Origin of the sequence: Mycobacterium barrassiae, assembly GCF_025822765.1 — a bacterium.
Classification (GTDB): domain Bacteria; phylum Actinomycetota; class Actinomycetes; order Mycobacteriales; family Mycobacteriaceae; genus Mycobacterium; species Mycobacterium barrassiae.
On the sequence record NZ_JACKUK010000011.1, the window covers coordinates 123,312 to 140,291 of the forward strand.

The 16,980-nt window shown below is 66.1% G+C and carries 16 protein-coding genes; 5 read left to right on the forward strand and 11 right to left on the reverse strand.

The features are described from left to right. Positions 1-51 precede the first annotated feature (51 nt). The 7 genes from H7J93_RS02885 to H7J93_RS02915 form a co-directional block, all read right to left on the reverse strand. A complete protein-coding gene (locus H7J93_RS02885) occupies positions 52-957 on the reverse strand; it encodes a hydroxymethylglutaryl-CoA lyase (RefSeq protein WP_267304787.1) in 906 nt (301 codons plus the stop codon). Further along, entirely contained in the window at positions 954-2,159 is a 1,206-nt protein-coding gene (locus H7J93_RS02890; RefSeq protein WP_267304788.1) for a CaiB/BaiF CoA transferase family protein, read from the reverse strand. The genes H7J93_RS02885 and H7J93_RS02890 overlap by 4 nt, the downstream gene beginning before the upstream one ends. Continuing rightward, positions 2,156-3,337, reverse strand: coding sequence for an alpha/beta hydrolase (locus H7J93_RS02895; RefSeq protein ID WP_267304789.1), 1,182 nt, complete (start codon positions 3,335-3,337; stop codon positions 2,156-2,158). Before H7J93_RS02895 ends, H7J93_RS02890 begins: the two co-directional genes overlap by 4 nt. 32 nt (positions 3,338-3,369) lie before the next feature. Further along, entirely contained in the window at positions 3,370-4,461 is a 1,092-nt protein-coding gene (locus H7J93_RS02900) for a homogentisate 1,2-dioxygenase (RefSeq protein WP_267304790.1), read from the reverse strand. 90 nt (positions 4,462-4,551) lie between these two features. Beyond that, positions 4,552-4,941: a nitroreductase family deazaflavin-dependent oxidoreductase gene (locus tag H7J93_RS02905; protein WP_267304791.1), complete on the reverse strand. Its 390-nt coding sequence runs from the start codon at positions 4,939-4,941 to the stop codon at positions 4,552-4,554. Between the two features lie 13 nt (positions 4,942-4,954). Further along, entirely contained in the window at positions 4,955-6,118 is a 1,164-nt protein-coding gene (locus H7J93_RS02910) for an acyl-CoA dehydrogenase family protein (protein ID WP_267304792.1), read from the reverse strand. 117 nt (positions 6,119-6,235) lie between these two features. Next, entirely contained in the window at positions 6,236-6,793 is a 558-nt protein-coding gene (locus H7J93_RS02915) for a TetR/AcrR family transcriptional regulator (RefSeq protein ID WP_264073088.1), read from the reverse strand. A gap of 280 nt (positions 6,794-7,073) precedes the next feature. On the opposite strand from H7J93_RS02915, the gene H7J93_RS02920 reads away from it, so the two are divergent. Then, the gene (locus H7J93_RS02920; protein WP_267304793.1) at positions 7,074-8,051 is read left to right on the forward strand and encodes an esterase family protein; all 978 of its coding nucleotides are present in this window, start codon (positions 7,074-7,076) and stop codon (positions 8,049-8,051) included. Positions 8,052-8,167: 116 nt separating this feature from the next. Continuing rightward, on the forward strand, positions 8,168-9,166 hold the full coding sequence (locus H7J93_RS02925) for an acrylyl-CoA reductase family protein (protein ID WP_267304794.1): 999 nt from the start codon (positions 8,168-8,170) through the stop codon (positions 9,164-9,166). 78 nt (positions 9,167-9,244) lie between these two features. Here H7J93_RS02925 and H7J93_RS02930 read toward each other — a convergent pair whose 3' ends face one another. Further along, on the reverse strand, positions 9,245-10,456 hold the full coding sequence (locus H7J93_RS02930; protein ID WP_267304795.1) for an acyl-CoA dehydrogenase family protein: 1,212 nt from the start codon (positions 10,454-10,456) through the stop codon (positions 9,245-9,247). Between the two features lie 28 nt (positions 10,457-10,484). Continuing rightward, on the reverse strand, positions 10,485-11,882 hold the full coding sequence (locus tag H7J93_RS02935) for an acyl-CoA dehydrogenase family protein (protein ID WP_267304796.1): 1,398 nt from the start codon (positions 11,880-11,882) through the stop codon (positions 10,485-10,487). A 156-nt stretch (positions 11,883-12,038) separates the two neighbouring features. Between H7J93_RS02935 and H7J93_RS02940 the strand changes: the two genes are divergently transcribed. Both H7J93_RS02940 and H7J93_RS02945 read left to right on the forward strand, forming a co-directional pair. After that, positions 12,039-13,913: a CHASE3 domain-containing protein gene (locus H7J93_RS02940; RefSeq protein ID WP_267304797.1), complete on the forward strand. Its 1,875-nt coding sequence runs from the start codon at positions 12,039-12,041 to the stop codon at positions 13,911-13,913. Between the two features lie 55 nt (positions 13,914-13,968). Then, complete coding sequence (locus tag H7J93_RS02945) at positions 13,969-14,340, forward strand: LytR/AlgR family response regulator transcription factor (protein ID WP_267304798.1); 372 nt, start codon at positions 13,969-13,971, stop codon at positions 14,338-14,340. On the opposite strand, the gene hisN is transcribed toward H7J93_RS02945, so the two are convergent. Further along, positions 14,337-15,113 carry a histidinol-phosphatase gene (gene hisN, locus H7J93_RS02950; RefSeq protein WP_267304799.1) on the reverse strand — a complete coding sequence of 259 codons (777 nt, stop codon included), beginning with the start codon at positions 15,111-15,113 and terminating at the stop codon, positions 14,337-14,339. The genes H7J93_RS02945 and hisN overlap by 4 nt on opposite strands. Before the next feature lie 38 nt (positions 15,114-15,151). Between hisN and H7J93_RS02955 the strand changes: the two genes are divergently transcribed. Continuing rightward, positions 15,152-15,493, forward strand: a complete 342-nt coding sequence (locus tag H7J93_RS02955) for a hypothetical protein (RefSeq protein WP_276021258.1) — start codon at positions 15,152-15,154, stop codon at positions 15,491-15,493. An 11-nt stretch (positions 15,494-15,504) separates the two neighbouring features. Here H7J93_RS02955 and H7J93_RS02960 read toward each other — a convergent pair whose 3' ends face one another. After that, a complete protein-coding gene (locus H7J93_RS02960) occupies positions 15,505-16,869 on the reverse strand; it encodes an FAD-dependent oxidoreductase (RefSeq protein ID WP_267304801.1) in 1,365 nt (454 codons plus the stop codon). Positions 16,870-16,980: the final 111 nt, after the last annotated feature.

A 16,980-nucleotide genomic window follows, 5' to 3' on the forward strand; every position in this document is an offset into this window, starting at 1 on the left:
ACACGCCATGGCGTTACACGCGTGACGAGGGCGACATCAGCTTTCATGGAATCAGTCGAGAATCCGGTCGCCGGCCCGCAGCAGCGAGCTCGGTAGGTCGTGTCCGACGGCGTTCTGTACGACGCGCGCCGCCGCGATGGCCGCCTGCAGGTCGACGTCGACGCCAATTCCGCTGTCGCGTAACAGGTAGACCAGGTCTTCCATCGCGATGTTGCCGCTGGCGCCGGGGGCGAACGGACAGCCGCCGAGCCCGCCGACCGACGCGTCGAGCCGGGTGATTCCCGCCTCGACCGCGGCGTAGGCGCTGGCCAGACCGGCGCCACGGGTGTTGTGGAAGTGCGCCCCCAGCGGGATGTCGCCGATCCGCGGCCGGACGAGTGCGACCAGGTCGCTGACCCGCCGCGGGGTGGTGGTGCCGATGGTGTCGGCGATCGCCAGACGGTCAACGCCGTTGTCGCAGGCCGCCGCCACGATGTCGAGCACGCGTTGCGGCGGTGTCGGGCCGTCGAACGGGCAGTCCCACGCGGTGGCGATGATGACCTCGACGGTGACGCCGCTGTCATGCGCGATCGCGACGATCTCGGGGATCTGCGCGGTCGCCTCCGCGCTGGACCGTCCGACGTTGGAGCGGCTGTGCCCGTCGGCGGCCGACACCACGTACTCGATCGATCGCAGTCCCGCGGCGATCGCGCGCTTGGCGCCGTTCGGACTGGCCACCAACGCCGAGAATTCGATGTCGGGAAAATTGTGCAGTTCGGCGGCGAGGTCGGCCGCGTCGGCCAGCGCGGGCACCTTCGACGGCGAGACGAACGCCGTCGCCTCCATCTCCTTGACCCCGGTGGCGGCGATGGCGGCCAGCATGTCGAGCTTGGCCGACAACGGAATCGGATCCTCGATCTGAAGTCCGTCGCGCAGTGAGACGTCGCGAATTTCGACGTGCGCCGGTAGTGCGCTCATAGCACACCCTCCTCCCGCAGCTGGGCGAGCTCGGCGTCGCTGCGGCCGAGCAGACCGCCATAAATCTCCTCGTTGTGCTGGCCGGGCTTGGCCGGGCCGGCGTTGCGGATCGTCCCCGGCGTATCCGACAGCACCGGTACGACGCCCGGCCCCTTGATGTTTCGTCCGACGCGTTCGTCCCAATGATCGGCGATCATCCCGCGAGCCAGCAGTTGTGGATCCTCGACGACCTCGGCGACGGTGTTGATCGGCCCACTGATCACCCCGGCCTCCGAGAGGGTCGAGATGATGTCGGCGGGCTGACGGGTAGCCGCCCAGTCGCCGATGATCTTGTCGAGCTCATCCTGATTGCGGCCGCGGGCAACGTGATTGACGAATCGTTCGTCGGTGGCGAGCTCGGGCTGTCCCATCGCGGCGCACAGCCTGCGGAACACGGTGTCCTGGTTGGCCGCGATGACGACCCAGCTGCCGTCGGCGGTGGGGTAGATGTTCGACGGGGCGATGCCCTCGAGGCGCGTGCCGGAGGGTCCACGAACGACGCCGCCGACGTCATAGTCCGGGATGGTGGACTCCTGCACGGCCAAACAGGATTCGGTGAGCGCCGCATCGACCACCTGGCCCTCGCCGGTGACGGTGCGCCGATACAGCGCGGCCAGCGCGCCCTGGGCGGCGAACATGCCCGCCAAACTGTCGCCCAGCGACAACGCGAGCCGCGGAGGTGGACCACCGGGGAACCCGTTCATGTGCCGCAGGCCGCTGGCCGCCTCGGCGACCGACGCGTAACCGGCTTTGTGCGACTCCGGCCCGGTCTGCCCGTATCCGGAGACCCGCACCAGGATGATGCCCCTGTTGCGTTCACGCAGCACGTCGTATCCGAGGTTCCACTTCTCCAGCGTTCCGGGGCGGAAGTTCTCGACGACGATGTCGGAGTGTTCGACGAGGTCGAGGAACAGGTCGCGTCCGGCGGCCTCGCGCAGGTTCAGCGTGACGGCTTTCTTGTTGCGCGCGTGCACGGTCCAGAAGAAGTGGTGGCCGTCGAGTTCGGCCTGCCCCCAGGTGCGCAACGGGTCTGGTGCGCCCGGCGGCTCGATTTTGACCACCTCGGCTCCCATGTCGCCGAGGAGCCGACCCGCGAACGGTCCCGAGATCAGCGTGCCGACCTCGATGACCCGGATTCCGTCAAGTGGGCCCGTGACGCTCATTTCGAGAACTCGTGCCTGTGCAGCCAGTCGGTGCAGATGTCGACGGCCTGGCGGAGCGTGCCGCGCTGCTCCGGTCCGGAGTAGTAGTGGTTGGCGCCGGGGATTTCGTACATCTCCTTGTCAGGATGCCCGATCGCGCCGAACAGCCGCTGTGTGTGGCTGGGCGTGCAGGCGTCATCGGCGAGGTTGCCGATGACCAATGCCGGCACCGCGATATCGGGACCGCACTTGACGGCGTCGCCGTTGGCATCGTCGTAGCTCCATTGCGACAGCCAACTGCGCAGCGTGCAGAACCGGGCCAGTCCGACGGGGCTGTTGTTCACCACTTGAGGATCGCCGAGATAGCACTGGCCCGGGGGGCGGTCGTTCGGATCGACGGTCGGGTCGAGCCACCGCGGGTCGGCCATCGTGCCGTGCACGACGAACGCGAACTCGTCGTCGGGTCGGCCCTGCGCTTTCAGTTCGGTCAGTTTCTCCTTGACCCACTTGGTGATTCGGCGATTGCGTGCGATCTGCGCCGCGCGGTAGCGCTCCAGGAACTCGGGCGTGTACGGCGGCTGGTTCGGGTTGTCCGGGTTGTACAGATCCAACTCCGGGTCGCGCTTGGACGGGTCGGCCTCGTCGAGAATCGACGCGTCGAGCCACTCAGTCAGCGTGCCGTGGCGGCTGATGTGTGCGGCCAGCAGCATGATTCCGTCGGCGGGGATGAGGCCGAGCTTGGTGAGGTCGGGGCCATCGCCCGACGGGCTGGCCGTCACGGTCGGGTGTTGCGCCTGCTGCTGGTAGAACACCGACAGCGAGCCGCCGCCGCTCCAGCCGGCGAGCACCACCTTCTCGTAGCCCAGCCGATTCTTCGCGTCCTTGATGCATTCGCCGAGATCCTCGACCACCTTCTCCATCAGCAACGCGGAGTCGGTGCCGCGGAATCGGCTGTTGCAGTAGATGACGTGATGTCCGGCCCGCGCCAGCGCATTCATCATCGGCAGGTACGCGCCGCCACCAATGGGATGCATGAACACCAGCACCGTGTCGGACGGCTTGTTCTTCGGGCGCAGCAGGTGGCTTTCGAGGATGACGAGTTCGGCGACACCGCCGTACACGTCGCGAACACCCGAATTGTTCTGGTATGCCACGAGATACGGGATCCGGTCGTACTCGTGCTTCACAGCGGTGGTCATTCAGTACTCTCGTTTCTTCGCGCGAGTGCTCTCTAATGCTGTCCCAGGTCGTTGGCAAGTACCTCTTCCGACGGAATCAACCTACGTCGGGTGTCGATGGCGATCACCGACCAGTCCACCCTGTCGTACTCGTCGAACTTGCGGCGGGCCCGCTCGCGGGCCTTCTCCGGGGCTCCGTGGTGAACCCCTTGCGGCGCATGGGAAACCAGGCCGGGCGGCATCGGTATGCCGTAGAGCGATCCGCCATGGAAGAACGCGATCTCGTCGTAGTCGACGTTGCGGTGATACCACGGTGTGCGCTCGGTCCCCGGCACGCTTTCGGCCGGCTTGGGCAGGAAGTTCATCACGTAGACGCCGGTGGCCTCCATGAACAGGTGCACTGTGGGCGGCAGGTGCACGCTGTTCGACGTCACCACGTTGTAGTCGGCGATGTTGAAGGTGAACGGGAAGTTGTCGCCGCGCCATCCCTCCACATCGAGCGGATTGTGTTGGTAATACAGCGTTGTGGGGCCGCCCTCATGTATCAGCCGGACCTCGTACTCCTCGCGACCGTCGTCGTCGATCGGCGCCGGCTCCGGAATGACGGCCTGCGACGGGTCGAACGGGAAATGACGTCCGAGGTAGCCGGGTGACGGCACCCGGAACTCGTCGGTGGCCTGAATCATCAACAGCGTTGACTCTTCGTCGGGCACCTGGCGGAAGGTGCACGCCTTGGGGATGTAGACCCAGTCGCCCTCGCGGTAGCGCAGTGGTCCGAACTCCGTCTCCAGCAGGCCCGAGCCCCTGTGTACGAAGCTGAGCAGGTCACCGTCGACATAGCGGACGTAGAACGGCATCGGCTCGGTGCGCCGCGACAACAGGACGAGGCAATCGGCATTGCTGAACATCAGCAGGGGACCACCCGCGGCGTCGCTGGCGTCGCTGGGTTTGAGCTCCGAGGACAACACGTCGACGGGCCGCAGTGGCCCGACCGAGCGGTACGCCGTCGGGTCGTTGCGGCGATACATGTTCGCGGTGCGCCCGGTGAAGCCGCCGCGGCCGAGTTCGTCGTCCTTCAGGCCGTCCAGGTCGGCGTGCAGGCGCCTGGGAGTGCGCCCTTTCCGCAGGTGAACAAAGGATTCCATGGTGTCTCCATCGACAAAGGGCGATCCGAATCAGCGCTGAACTAAAACTGACATTAGTTTTACTTCTGCCACAGGGTCAACCCCTCGGGGTCAATCGTCCAGATCCACCCGGATGGTCAGCAGATTGGTCCCGAAGGTCCGTACGCCGAAGCTGTTGAACTGTGGAAGCGAGCGCAACCGTGCGTACGCGTCGTCGTCGGGCACCAGGTGGGCCGTGCCGCTGTGCCACTTCCCGTTGAGCCGCACGCGGACCCTCGGGTTGGCCTGAATGTTCTTGACGTACTGCGACTTTTCGCCGAACTCCGATACGAACCAGAACTGATTGCCCTCGCGGCGTCCGCCAAGCGGTGTCCGGCGGGGCTGACCCGACTTGCGTCCGGTGGTCTCGAGCAGGGTCTGGAACGGCACCAGACGCATCACCCGGTTCGCGACGTTCTTCTGGAACCCTTTCGTGATCCGGTCACGTAGATCGTCGGCCATGGGTTTCCCTCCGTCAGATCATTGCGATGCGCGAGACCTTCATACCCAGTGTGAGCGCCCCGGCAAGCTCGCGACTGGTGTCGTAGTCGAACACCACGTGACCGGCAATGACATCGACGTCGCGCTTGAAGCGCTGAAGTGGATTGTCGGTGAAGTGCACGCTGGCGCCCGATGCTTCGAGCAGATCGGTGATCACCGCACGTGACTCGTGCACCATATGCGCGGCAGCCAGCCGCGCATCGGCGCGCACCGGCTTGGATACGGGTTCGCCTGACGCGACGGCGGTTTCGATGCCGGCGACGGTATCGGCGAGCAGCCCGCGCAGTGCACGCAGCCGGACCCGCGCCTCGCCGAGCCGTGCCTGAGCGATCGGTTTGTCCCTCTGGGCGACGCCCTCGTAGGCGAGGATCCGCTCGCCGAGCCGCTCGGCGAAGATCTCGGCGACGCGTTCGGCGCTGCCCAGCGCGGGCATCGCCGCCAATAACGACAGCGCCGGCACCATCGGCCACCGGTACGTGTCGGCATCGTGCAGTAGGGCACCAGGCGCGGTGCCGGAGTAGATGTCGGTGACCCGGACGAGCCGGTGCTGGGGCACGAACGCGTCGGTGATGACGACGTCGTTGGATCCGGTGGCCCGCATGCCGTCGGTGTGCCAGACGTCCTCGATGCGGGCGTCGGACATCGGCAGCAGCGCCAACGCGGGGTAGATGTCGTCGTCGGGGCCGCACAGGGCGCCCACCATGATCCAGTTGCCGTCCATCACGCCCGTCGCCCAGGACCACCGGCCGCTCAGCCGGATGCCGTCGCCGGACGGGACTCCCCGACCCGTCGGTGCGAGGGGCGCGGGCGCGAGGAACGGACGCGTGGCGAACGCCTCGTCCTGGGCGCGCTCGTCGAACAGGGCGAGCATCCAGTTGTGCAATGCGTAGAAGCCGATGGTCCACGCGCTCGACGCGCAGCCATGAGCCATCCGGCGCACGGGGTCGAGGATTGCGGGGAAGTCGGCCTGCACACCGCCGAACCGGGCGGGCTTCAGTAACTCGGTGAAGCTTGATGCGGTGAGGTCGGCGAGTGTTTCGGCGGGCAGCCGTCGCAGTTGTTCGGCTTCCTGCGCGCGGTCGGCCAGCCGGGCGACGAACTCGGGGGAGATGGTCGGGGTGATCTTGACCGACGTCACGCCGGCGACGCTACCATACTTTTTAGTACGGAAATGGGGCGTCGGGAAGCATCGAGACTGCGCACAGATCGCAATTTGCGTTGATTTCGCGATCTGTGAGCAGTCTCGACGCAGATTTCAGCGCGTCAGCATGATGTCGAGGAACCGCTCCCGCTGGGCTGCGCCTCGGGCACTGGGCTTCGGCCCGGACAGATGCAGGAACCCGATTCCGGCCGCGAACGTCGCCGACGCCCGCAGGTCGGCCTCCTCGGCATCGAACCCGTAATCCAGAAACGCCTGGCGGACCGCGGCCAACACCCGCCGGTCCGCGGCGCGCACGCTTGCCGCGACCGCCGCATCGGTGCGGGCCCATTCCCGCATGGCGCGCTCAAGCGTCCAATGGCGCGCGTCCACCAGCGTGGTCATCATTTGCGAGAGCCGCTCCCGCGGTGGGATGTCCGCAGGGCTGTCGAAGTGGCGTCGTTCCTCGTCGCGCGATGCGCCCCATGCGTCGACGAGCGCGATGCGATAGCTCGCGATATCGGTGAAATGCCAGTAAAAGCTGCCTTTGGTCACCCCGAGTCGGCTGCACAGCCGATCGATCTTCAGTGATTTGATGCCTTCTTCGGCAAGAATTGCGTAGCCCGCCTGGATCCAGTCGTCCACGACCAGGCGGGGGCCGCGGGACTTTGCCATACCCCGCAGCCTACGACGCGAAAGGCCGGTCACGCTGACGTGGGCGTTAACCGCAATGTTCACAGGAATCTCACGGTCAACGCCCGTCGGACTTTCTCCGTTGCTGGTCACGTGTTTTACTGCACACGCGACAACTGAAATTTTCTCGGTCCGCTCAATGGCCACCGGGCTCAGTCGAGCGGGCACGACAACGCGGTGAATACAATGCTGCGTTGTCGGTGGCGATCGCTCGATCGCGGGAAAAGGCATGCGGAAACCGGAAGATGGATGGGTTTGCAGTATGAGCTTCATTGACAAGTTTCGAGGTCCCTGGGCGCGCCGCATCGTGGTGGCTGCCGTAGCGGCAGTACTCCTACCGGGCGTCCTCGGTCTCACCGGGCAGTCAGCGACCGCTGGGGCGTTCTCTCGGCCGGGCCTGCCGGTGGAGTACCTCATGGTCCCCTCGCCGTCGATGGGCCGCGATATCAAGGTCCAGTTCCAGAAGGGCACCGGCTCGAAGGCCGTGTACCTGCTGGACGGCTTGCGCGCCCGCGATGACTTCAACGGCTGGGACCTCGAGACCCAGGCATTCGAGTGGTTCTACGAAACCCCTTTGTCGATCATCATGCCGGTCGGCGGTCAGTCCAGCTTCTACTCCGACTGGTATAAGCCGGCCTGCGGCAAGGCCGGTTGCCAGACCTACAAGTGGGAGACGTTCCTGACCAGCGAGCTGCCCCAGTGGCTGGCCTCCGAGCGAGGCGTGTCCACAACGGGCAACGCCGCCGTCGGTCTGTCGATGGCGGGCAACTCGGCGATGATCCTCTCGGTGTACCACCCCCAGCAGTTCATCTATGCCGGGTCGTTGTCGGCGTTCCTCAATCCGTCCGAGGGCAGCTGGCCGTTCCTGATCAACATGGCGATGGGTGACGCAGGCGGGTTCAACGCCAACGACATGTGGGGCCCGACCGAAGACCCGAACAGCGCATGGAAGCGCAACGACCCGATGCTGCAGATCCCCACGCTGGTGGCCAACAACACCCGCCTGTGGGTCTACTGCGGCAACGGAACGCCGAACGAGCTGGGTGGCGCGAACATGCCCGCCGAGTTCCTCGAGGGTCTGACGATCCGGACCAACGAGACGTTCCGCGACAACTACATCGCTGCGGGCGGTAAGAACGCAGTGTTCAACTTCCCGCCCTACGGCACGCACAGCTGGGAGTACTGGGGTGCACAGCTTCAGCAGATGAAGCCCGACCTGATCGAGCACCTCGGCAGCTGACGATAAGTCGCAAGGTCCCCGACACACTCGGTTCGCCGGTGTGATCGGGGACTTTTGCGTTCCCCTACCTCCGCGTTCCCCTACCTTCGGTGTGGGCCTAGGTGAAAATGGGCGGCATGGCTGAAGTCAATGCGCTGGTCGCACACCAGGACGCCGAGGGCTCCATCACGCTGCGCCACGAGGTCGTCGACACGTCCTTCCTGCCGGACGGCGACGTGCAGATCGCCGTTGAATACTCGGGGATCAATTACAAGGACGCCCTGGCGATCACACCCAAGGGCGGTGTTGCGCGGGAGTACCCGCTGATACCTGGTATCGATGTCGCCGGCACGGTCACGGCCAGCCTGTCGTCCGATTTCGCCGTCGGCGATCGCGTCGTCGCCCACGGGTACGACATCGGCACCGGCCGCCACGGCGGCTACACCGACACCGCTCGCTACCCGGCCGACTATCTGGTGAAGCTCGACGAGCTGACGACAGCCGAAGCGGCCGCCATCGGCACCGCGGGATTCACGGCTGCCATGAGCGTCGACGCGATTCGCGCGGCCGGAGTGCAGCCGGCGGACGGTCCGATTCTGGTCACCGGTGCGACCGGGGGAGTGGGCAGCGTCAGCGTCGACCTGCTGGCCGGTCTCGGCTACGAGGTGGTCGCCTCGACGGGCAAGTCCGAGGCCCACGACTGGCTGATGGCGCTGGGCGCCTATCAGGTGATCGGCAGGTTGCCCGCCGAGGGCGAGAAGGTCAGGCCGCTGGGCAAGTCGCGATGGGCAGCCGTGGTGGACAGCGTCGGTGGCGACACGCTCGCCTACGCGCTGAGCACCTTGAATTACGGTGGCACGGCAGCGATCTCAGGCCTGGCTCGCTCGGCCGACCTACCGACGACGGTGATGCCCTTCATCCTGCGCGGTGTCACCCTTGTGGGCATCGACTCGGTGCAGTTGCCGATCGACGCGCGCCGCGATGTGTGGCACCAACTCGAAGGCGAACTCAAGCCCCGCCACCTCGGTGAGATCACGAAGGACGTCTCGGTGCTCGAGGCGCCGCATACGCTGCGCACCATCATCGGCGGCGGCGTCACCGGACGGACGCGCGTCGTGGTCCACGACGGCTTCTGATTTCACCGCGAGCAGACGCAAAATGCCGCGACACGCCGCGGAAATTGGGCACTTTGCGTCTGCTCGCGAGCAGAAAAGTTACTTCAGTTCGGACGACGACAGGCCAAGCAGTCGACGGGCCACCACCAGTAGCTGAATCTGTTGCGTGCCTTCGAAGATGTCGAGGATCTTGCTGTCGCGCGCCCACTTCTCCAGCAGTGTCTGCTCGGAATAGCCGACGGTGCCTGCCAATTCGACGGCTTTGAGAGTGATGTCGCTCGCGACGCGGCCGGCCTTGGCCTTGCCCATCGACGCTTCCTTGGAGTTCGGAATGTTGTTGTCGGCCTGCCACGCGGAGCGCACCATCAGCAGATAGGCCGCCTCCCAGTCGGATTCCATCCGGAGGAACTCCGCGGCCGGCGCGGTCTGCGCGTGTGAGGGCTTGTCGTAGGAGATCTCGACCCCGGCCTCGGTGAGGATCTTGCGCAGTTCCTCGAGTGCGGCGCGGGCGATGCCGACTGCCATCGCCGCAACCACCGGTCGGGTGTTGTCGAAGGTCTCCATCACCCCGGCGAAGCCCTTCTCCACCTGGATCTCCGGGCTGCCCAACAGGTTTTCCTTGGGGATGCGCACGTTGTCGAAGCGGATCACGGCGGTGTCGGAGGCCTTGATGCCGAGCTTGTCCTCGAGCCGCTCGACGGTGACCCCGGGATGCTCGCGGGGAACGATGAACGACTTGATCGCCGCGCGGCCCAACGACTTGTCCAGCGTCGCCCAGACCACGATATGCGTCGCGCGGGATCCTGCGGTGACGAAGATCTTCTCGCCGTTGATGACGTACTCGTCGTCTTCGAGTTTGGCCGTCGTGGTCACTGCCGCAGAATCGGAGCCGAAGCCGGGCTCGGTGATGGCCATCGCGGCCCATACGTCCTTGCCGAGCCTGTCCAGCTGCTCGGGGGTCGCGACGCTGGAGATCGCGGCGTTGCCAAGGCCCTGACGCGGCACCGACAGCATCAAAGCGACGTCGCCCCAACTGATTTCCATCACGTTTAGCACGGCCGACATGTTGGCGCCGTTGTGGTTGGAATCCTTGGCCTCACCGGCGGCGAACGCTTCGGCGCCGGCGAAGGCGATAGCGTTGGCCTGAGAGATGCCCTCGAAGAGCGTGGCCAGCGTGTCGAGTTCGACCGGATACTCATGCTCGCGCAGATCCCACTTGCGGGATATCGGTCGCAACATCTCGGCGGCACCCTGGTGCGCCTTCTCGATCACCGCTTCGAGCTTGCGGGGCAGTTCCAGATTGATTGCCATGATCAGTCTTCCAGTAGGTCTTGACGGCTCAAATAACTACGATGCCCTCGGCGACGCCGATCGCGCGCAGATCGCGATACCACCGTTCGACGGGGTGTTCCTTGGTGTAGCCGTGGCCGCCGAGCAGCTGTACACCGTCCAGCCCGATCTGCATGCCCTTGTCGGTGCCGAGCCGCTTGGCCAGTGCCGCTTCCCGGGCGAACGGCAGACCCTGATCGGCGCGCGACGCTCCACGCCACGTGATCAACCGCAGCCCGTCGAACTCGATCGCCATGTTCGCGCACATGAACGCGACCGCCTGGCGGTGCGCGATCGGCTCGCCGAACGCGTGGCGTTCCTTCACATAAGGCACGACGTAGTCGAGTACTGCATGCGCTGTGCCGACGGCCAACGCCGCCCAGCCGAGACGGGACAGCGCGATGGCCTCCGAGTAGTCCTCATCCGTCGCGCCGTCCTCGCCGAGGCGCGCAGACAGCGGAACGGTGACGTGGTCCAGCTCGACCTGCCCGAGCGCCGCCGCACGGATGCCCATGCTCGGGTCCGGCGTGACGGACACACCTTGCGACGACGACTCGACGATGAACAGCGCCGGCTTTCCGTTCAATTGCGCTGCCACGATGAATAATTCGGCGTTCGCAGCCGCGGGCACCAACGACTTGACGCCGTCGAGCCGGTAGCCGCTGGGGGTGCGCGTCGCCGTCGTCTTCAGCGCCGTTGGATCGAACAGCGGATGCGGTTCGGCGATCGCGACGCATGCCTGCGGCACGCTCTCGCCTGCGAACTCCTTCAGGTAGGTCGCCTGCTGATCGGCGCTGCCCCAGTGGGTCAGCGCGGACGCGACGCCTGCGGGGGCCAGGATCGGCAGCGCAAGTCCCATGTCCCCGTACGCCAGTGCCTCGGCGACCAGGACGTTGGTGACCGCCGCGCGGTGCGCCGCGATGCCGTCGAAATCCTCGGGCACGTTGATCGCGGTGATGCCGAGTTCGGTGGCCTTGCTGACGAGGTCCTCAGGATAGGAGGCGGATTCGTCGCAGTCCTTCGCCGCGGGGCGGATGACCTCCTCGGCGAACTCGGTCACCGTGTCGACGATCATCTGCTGCTCATCGTCCGGGGTCAGGTCGAAGTAGTCGGACCCACTCTTCTTCAGTCGCGTCGGCCCGCTCTGTGCACCGGAGATGCGCTTGAACTGGCGATTGGCCGCACCCGCGACGGAGAACACCTGCTTCACGCCGTATTTCAGACCGCGGTTGAGCGGCCCGCGCAGGTTGTAGCGGTCGAGAAATTCCTGGCCGACCAGCGGCGTCACGATCGCCAGCCCCACGTCGGTCGGGGTGCGCCTGTGCTTACGCAGACCGACGGCACTTTGCTTGCCTGCCCGCTTTGGCCTCGGAGCGGATCCGTTTTTCGACGGCAGGGTATTGGTCATGTAGCTGCCTCGCTGTGAGATTTCGCGGAACTGACTCCAGAGTAAGGTATGGGCGGCTCCGCGACCAAAGACGCCGGATCTGTTGCCCAACTCACATACTTGCCCGAAGGGCGGCATACTCACCTGCAACGATCCCCGAATCCGAGGTGAGCCGGCGTGCGAGGCGGTTTGATCACGCGAGTCGTCGTGGTGGCCGTGATACTCGCCGCGATTCTCGCGTTGTCGTTCGGGTTCCTGCTCTCCGCGCTGTCGGGCGTGGACGATGCCCGAGCCGTCGCAGTGAACTCCGCAGAAGAGGCGTTCGCCGCGCGGGACGTCCGCCGTTCGCTCATCGATATGGAGACCGCCGCACGCGGCTTCCTGCTCACCGGTGACGCCAGCTTTCTCGGGCCGTGGGAAGTCGGCAGGCAACGCATCCCGGGGCGGTTGGTGACGCTGGTGGACATCGTCGACAACCCCGAACAGAAGGCGCACGCCGAGCAGCTTCAACGCGACGCGCTCTCCTACGTCAACGATTACTCGATCCCCTTGGTGGCGGCCGCACGCCTTGGAGAGCCGTGGGTCAGAGACCCCGCCGTGACCGAAGAGGGCAAGCGGCGGATGGACGAGCTGCGACGTCAGCTGGAGGCATACCTCGCGGCCGAAACGATGCAGAGCATGGAGCAACAGGAAAAGGCGGAGATGTTGTATCAGCGCGCGCTCGCGGTGGCGGGCGCCGGTCTCGTCGTCACGGTCCTGGTGACTGTGGTGAGCGCCGTGTACCTCGGACGGTCGGTCGTCAACCCGGTTCGACGCACCGCCCGCATGGCCGAACGGCTGTCGTCGGGCGACCTGGAGGCGCGTGTGCCGCAGACCGGTAACGCTGAGATCGGCGTGCTGGAAAGCAATTTCAACTCGATGGCCGAGTCGCTCAAGGACCAGCGCGATGAGCTGGCCCGGCTCAACGACGAGCAGACCGCACTGCGGCACGTCGCGACACTCGTCGCCGAGGGCCGACCGTCGAGTGAGATCTTCGCCGCGGTCACCAACGAAATCGGGTTGCTGGTGGGTGCAGACGTCGCCCGACTTCTGCGATTCGAGTCGGACGGCAGCGCGACGGTCTGCGGGGCATGGGCGCAGACGCACGATCCCGTCGCGGTGGGCGAACGCATTTCGATCGACACCACCGTCGCCGCACATGTGCGAAAGACCGGCATGCCCGCGCGGCGTACCGAGATCGCGCCGCCGTACCTGCCTGAGGGCACCTACTCCGCCGTCGGCGCGCCGATCACGGTCAGCGGCATGGAATGGGGTGCGATCACCGTGCTGTCGCCGATCGACCGTCCCCTGCCGGACGACACGCAAACCCGGATGGCGGAATTCACCGATCTGGTCGCGACCGCCATCGCGAACGCACAGGCGCGCGCCGACCTGATGGCGTCGCGGGCGCGCATCGTCGCGGCCGCAGACGAGTCGCGGCGACGCATCGAACGTGATCTGCACGACGGAATCCAACAGCGCCTCGTGACGCTCGCGCTGAAGCTGCGCACGGTGGACGTCGATCTCCCGGAGGCGTCAGAGGTGCGGGAGCCGGTGGCGGCCGTCCACGCCGGTCTCGTCGATGCCGTGGAGGAACTGCGCGAGGTCTCCCGCGGTATCCACCCGGCGATCCTGTCGGAGGGCGGTCTCGGACCGGCTCTGCGGAGCCTGTCCCGACGTTCCAGCGTCCCGGTCGAACTGGACCTGCAGGTCGAGAATCGTCTGCCGCCAGCGGTCGAGGCGGCGGCGTACTACGTGGCGGCGGAATCGATGACGAACGTCGCCAAGCACGCCGACGCGTCGTTCATCGACTTCAGTGCCGTCGTTCAGGACGATCGTCTGCTCATGACGATCCGCGACGACGGAGTCGGCGGTGCGGACCTGTCGCGCGGGTCCGGCCTCATCGGCCTCGTCGACCGGGTCGAGGCGCTCGGGGGTTCCTTGACCGTCGACAGCACGCCGGGCGCAGGCACCACGTTGCGAATTGCGGTCCCGCTCGACGGGCGGGGCTGATGAATTCCGGCTACCTGCAATGACCACCGCCACGGCCGGCGGGCAAACTGACGTTATGGAAAACGGGGCGGAGACGTTGCGCTGCGTCCTGATCGACGACAATCCGGATTTCCTCGAAACCGCGGCAAAACTTCTCGGTCGCGAGGGCGTTTCGATCGTCGGTGTCGCCACCAACAGCGCCGAGGCGCTGCGGTGCGTCGAGCAACAGAAACCGGACGTCGCGATCGTCGACATCAAGCTCGGCGAGGAAAGCGGCTTTCACCTGGCTGAACAGATCGTCGGAGGCCCGGTGTCGGCGCCGGTGATCTTGACCTCCACGCATTCCGGGCGTGAGTACGGCGAACTGATCGCCTCCAGCTCTGCGCTGGGCTTCGTCCCGAAGGAACAGTTGTCGCTGGAAGCGATACGGCGGCTACTCAAGCCCTAACCCGACAGCCGTGCCAGCACCGCCTCATGCAGTAAACCGTTGGTGGCGACGGCGCTGCCACCGTGCGGACCCGCCTGTCCGGCGACGTTGGTGAAGGTGCCGCCCGCCTCGCGCACCAGGATGTCGAGCGCCGCCAGGTCCCAGAGCTTCACCTCCGGCTCGACGGCGATGTCGACCGAACCCTCGGCGACCAGGCAGTACGACCAGAAATCTCCGTAGCCGCGGACGCGCCAGACCGCATCGGTCAGCTCCAGGAATCGCGGTCGCAGCCCATCCCAGCCGGTGGTGAGATCCGAGTAGGACAGACTGGCCGACGCGAGGTCGTCGACACCCGACACCGAAATGCGCCGCTGGCCGCCGAACGACGTGAACGCCCCTTCGCCGTGGCCGGCCCACCACCGCCGCTGCAACGCCGGAGCGCTGACGACGCCGACGACGGGTACGCCGTCCTCGAGGAGCGCGATCAACGTGGCCCATACCGGGACCCCGCGCACGAAGTTCTTGGTTCCGTCGATGGGGTCGACCACCCACTGGCGGCCCGCAAAAACCGCTGTGCCACCGAACTCTTCGCCGAGGACGACGTCGCCGGGCCGCTGGCTCGACAACGTCCCACGGACCATTTCCTCCACCGAACGGTCGGCATCGGTCACCGGCGTGAGGTCAGGTTTGGTCTCGACACGTAGATCGAGCGCACCGAAGCGATCCAGCGTCTGCGTGTCCGCCGCATCGGCCAGCTGCAGCGCAAAGTCGATGTCATCACGGACGCTTGTCATGAGTCACGTCCTACCATGTCCGTGTGTGGGAAATCGCGATGGTCCTGGTCATGGTCGGGGTGCTCGTAGCCATCGCAGCCCCGTGGATCATGCGACGACGCGGTGCAGGCAGCGACTGGCTGCAGGGCCAGCTGCTGGTCACCGGTGTCAGCCCGCGCCCCGACGGCGTCACCGGCGAACAGTTCGTCACGATCACCGGCGTCATCAACGGCCCGACGGTCGACGAGCATGTGGTCTACCAACGCCTGGCGGTCGACGTCGAGCAGTGGCCGACGATGTCCCAGCTCTTCCCCGTGGTGTACTCGCCGAAGAATCCGGACAACTGGCGGTTCGCGCCCACCGCGCCGCCACCACCACCGCCAGGACCCGAGATCTACTGACGCCCAACCGCTCAGCCGTGGGCGATGCGTAACAGCTCGGCCACACTGGTCAGCTTCACCCGCGGCCGTCCGTGCGGCGCACCGGACGAGCGTTCGTGTTCGTCGATCAGCTTCCAGTGGTCGTCGGTGATCACCTTCGGCTGCCGCTCCACCAGCCATTCGGCCAGCTGCTCGGCATGATCGTCGCCGAAGTCGGCGAGCGAGGCACCGGCGAGATCGGCGATCACGGTGTCGACGGTCTCCTGCGAGTCGCTCTTGTTGCTGCCGATCACGCCGGTGGGACCGCGCTTGATCCAGCCGACGACGTACTCGTTGCGGCTGCCCTCGATACGGCCGGCGGTATGCGGAATGGTGCCGCTGCGATCGTCGAACGGCAGACCCTTCAACTCGACCCCGCGGTAGCCGACGGCGCGCACCACCAGCTGGGCCGGTATCTCCTCGCGTTCGCCGGTGTCCCTGGCGACCACGCGTCCGTTCTCTTCGACCAGTTCGTTGCGCCCGAGCACGATCGACTCGACTTTCTTGTCACCCTTGATCTCGATGGGAGAGGTGCAGAAGCGGAACACGATCCGGCGCTTGGCGCCCTCGGGTGTGGTTTCGGCGTAGCCGCGCAGCACCTTGATGTTGTTGCGCACGGTCTTGCTCGCGGCCTCCAGCTGCTCGTCGGTGATGCCGGCGAAGTCCGCCGGATCGACGATGATGTCGACGTCGCCGAGGCCCTCCAGCGCGCCGAGCTCCCGCAGTTCCAGTGTGGTGAACGGGGCTTGCAGCGGGCCGCGCCTGCCGATGATCAGGACCTCTTCGACGCCGCGGTCATGCAACGACTTCAGCGCGTGGTCGGCGATGTCGGTGGTGGCCAAGATATCGGGGTCGGTGACCAGGATCCGCGCCACGTCCAGCGCGACGTTGCCGTTACCCACGACCACGGCCCGGCCGGTCGACAGGTCGGGGGCCATCTCCTGGAAGTGCGGGTGCGCGTTGTACCAACCCACGAAGTCGACGGCGGGCACACTGCCGTCGAGATCCTCGCCGGGGATGCCCAGCGACCGGTCGGACTGCGCACCGACCGCATAGATCACCGCGTCGTATCGCTCGGCGAGCTCGGCAGCCTGCACATGGTCGCCCACCACGATGTTGCCGAAGAACCGGAACCGCGGATCCAAGGCAGTCTTCTCGAACTGCGCGCTGATCGACTTGATCTTCGGGTGGTCGGGCGCCACACCGGAGCGCACCAGCCCCCACGGGGTGGGCAGCATCTCGAGCATGTCGATACGCAGATCCGATACTTCTGAGGCGTCTGCGAATTTCAGAAGCGACGCGGCAGCGAAGTAGCCCGAGGGGCCTGAGCCGACGATCGCCACGTGATAGGGGCGCATGGATACCTTTGGTTGAAGGTTGTCGCTGCCCGACCACGCGCAAGGGGCTGTCGCGTCGCGGCCGGGCTGATTGCCATCTCCGATGCTAAACGCGCAGCCTGTCTCCTTGCC

Bases quoted from the DNA above. Each gene is read 5' to 3' on its own strand.
- H7J93_RS02945 (WP_267304798.1), top strand. From the start codon at position 13,969: ATGGAAAACGGGGCGGAGACGTTGCGCTGCGTCCTGATCGACGACAAT.
- H7J93_RS02900 (WP_267304790.1), bottom strand. From the start codon at position 4,461: ATGGAATCCTTTGTTCACCTGCGGAAAGGGCGCACTCCCAGGCGCCTG.
- H7J93_RS02905 (WP_267304791.1), bottom strand. From the start codon at position 4,941: ATGGCCGACGATCTACGTGACCGGATCACGAAAGGGTTCCAGAAGAAC.
- H7J93_RS02925 (WP_267304794.1), top strand. From the start codon at position 8,168: ATGGCTGAAGTCAATGCGCTGGTCGCACACCAGGACGCCGAGGGCTCC.
- H7J93_RS02930 (WP_267304795.1), bottom strand. From the start codon at position 10,456: ATGGCAATCAATCTGGAACTGCCCCGCAAGCTCGAAGCGGTGATCGAG.
- H7J93_RS02955 (WP_276021258.1), top strand. From the start codon at position 15,152: ATGGTCCTGGTCATGGTCGGGGTGCTCGTAGCCATCGCAGCCCCGTGG.
- H7J93_RS02935 (WP_267304796.1), bottom strand. From the start codon at position 11,882: ATGACCAATACCCTGCCGTCGAAAAACGGATCCGCTCCGAGGCCAAAG.
- H7J93_RS02915 (WP_264073088.1), bottom strand. From the start codon at position 6,793: ATGGCAAAGTCCCGCGGCCCCCGCCTGGTCGTGGACGACTGGATCCAG.
- H7J93_RS02885 (WP_267304787.1), bottom strand. From the start codon at position 957: ATGAGCGCACTACCGGCGCACGTCGAAATTCGCGACGTCTCACTGCGC.
- H7J93_RS02960 (WP_267304801.1), bottom strand. From the start codon at position 16,869: ATGCGCCCCTATCACGTGGCGATCGTCGGCTCAGGCCCCTCGGGCTAC.
- H7J93_RS02890 (WP_267304788.1), bottom strand. From the start codon at position 2,159: ATGAGCGTCACGGGCCCACTTGACGGAATCCGGGTCATCGAGGTCGGC.
- H7J93_RS02920 (WP_267304793.1), top strand. From the start codon at position 7,074: ATGAGCTTCATTGACAAGTTTCGAGGTCCCTGGGCGCGCCGCATCGTG.
- hisN (WP_267304799.1), bottom strand. From the start codon at position 15,113: ATGACAAGCGTCCGTGATGACATCGACTTTGCGCTGCAGCTGGCCGAT.
- H7J93_RS02895 (WP_267304789.1), bottom strand. From the start codon at position 3,337: ATGACCACCGCTGTGAAGCACGAGTACGACCGGATCCCGTATCTCGTG.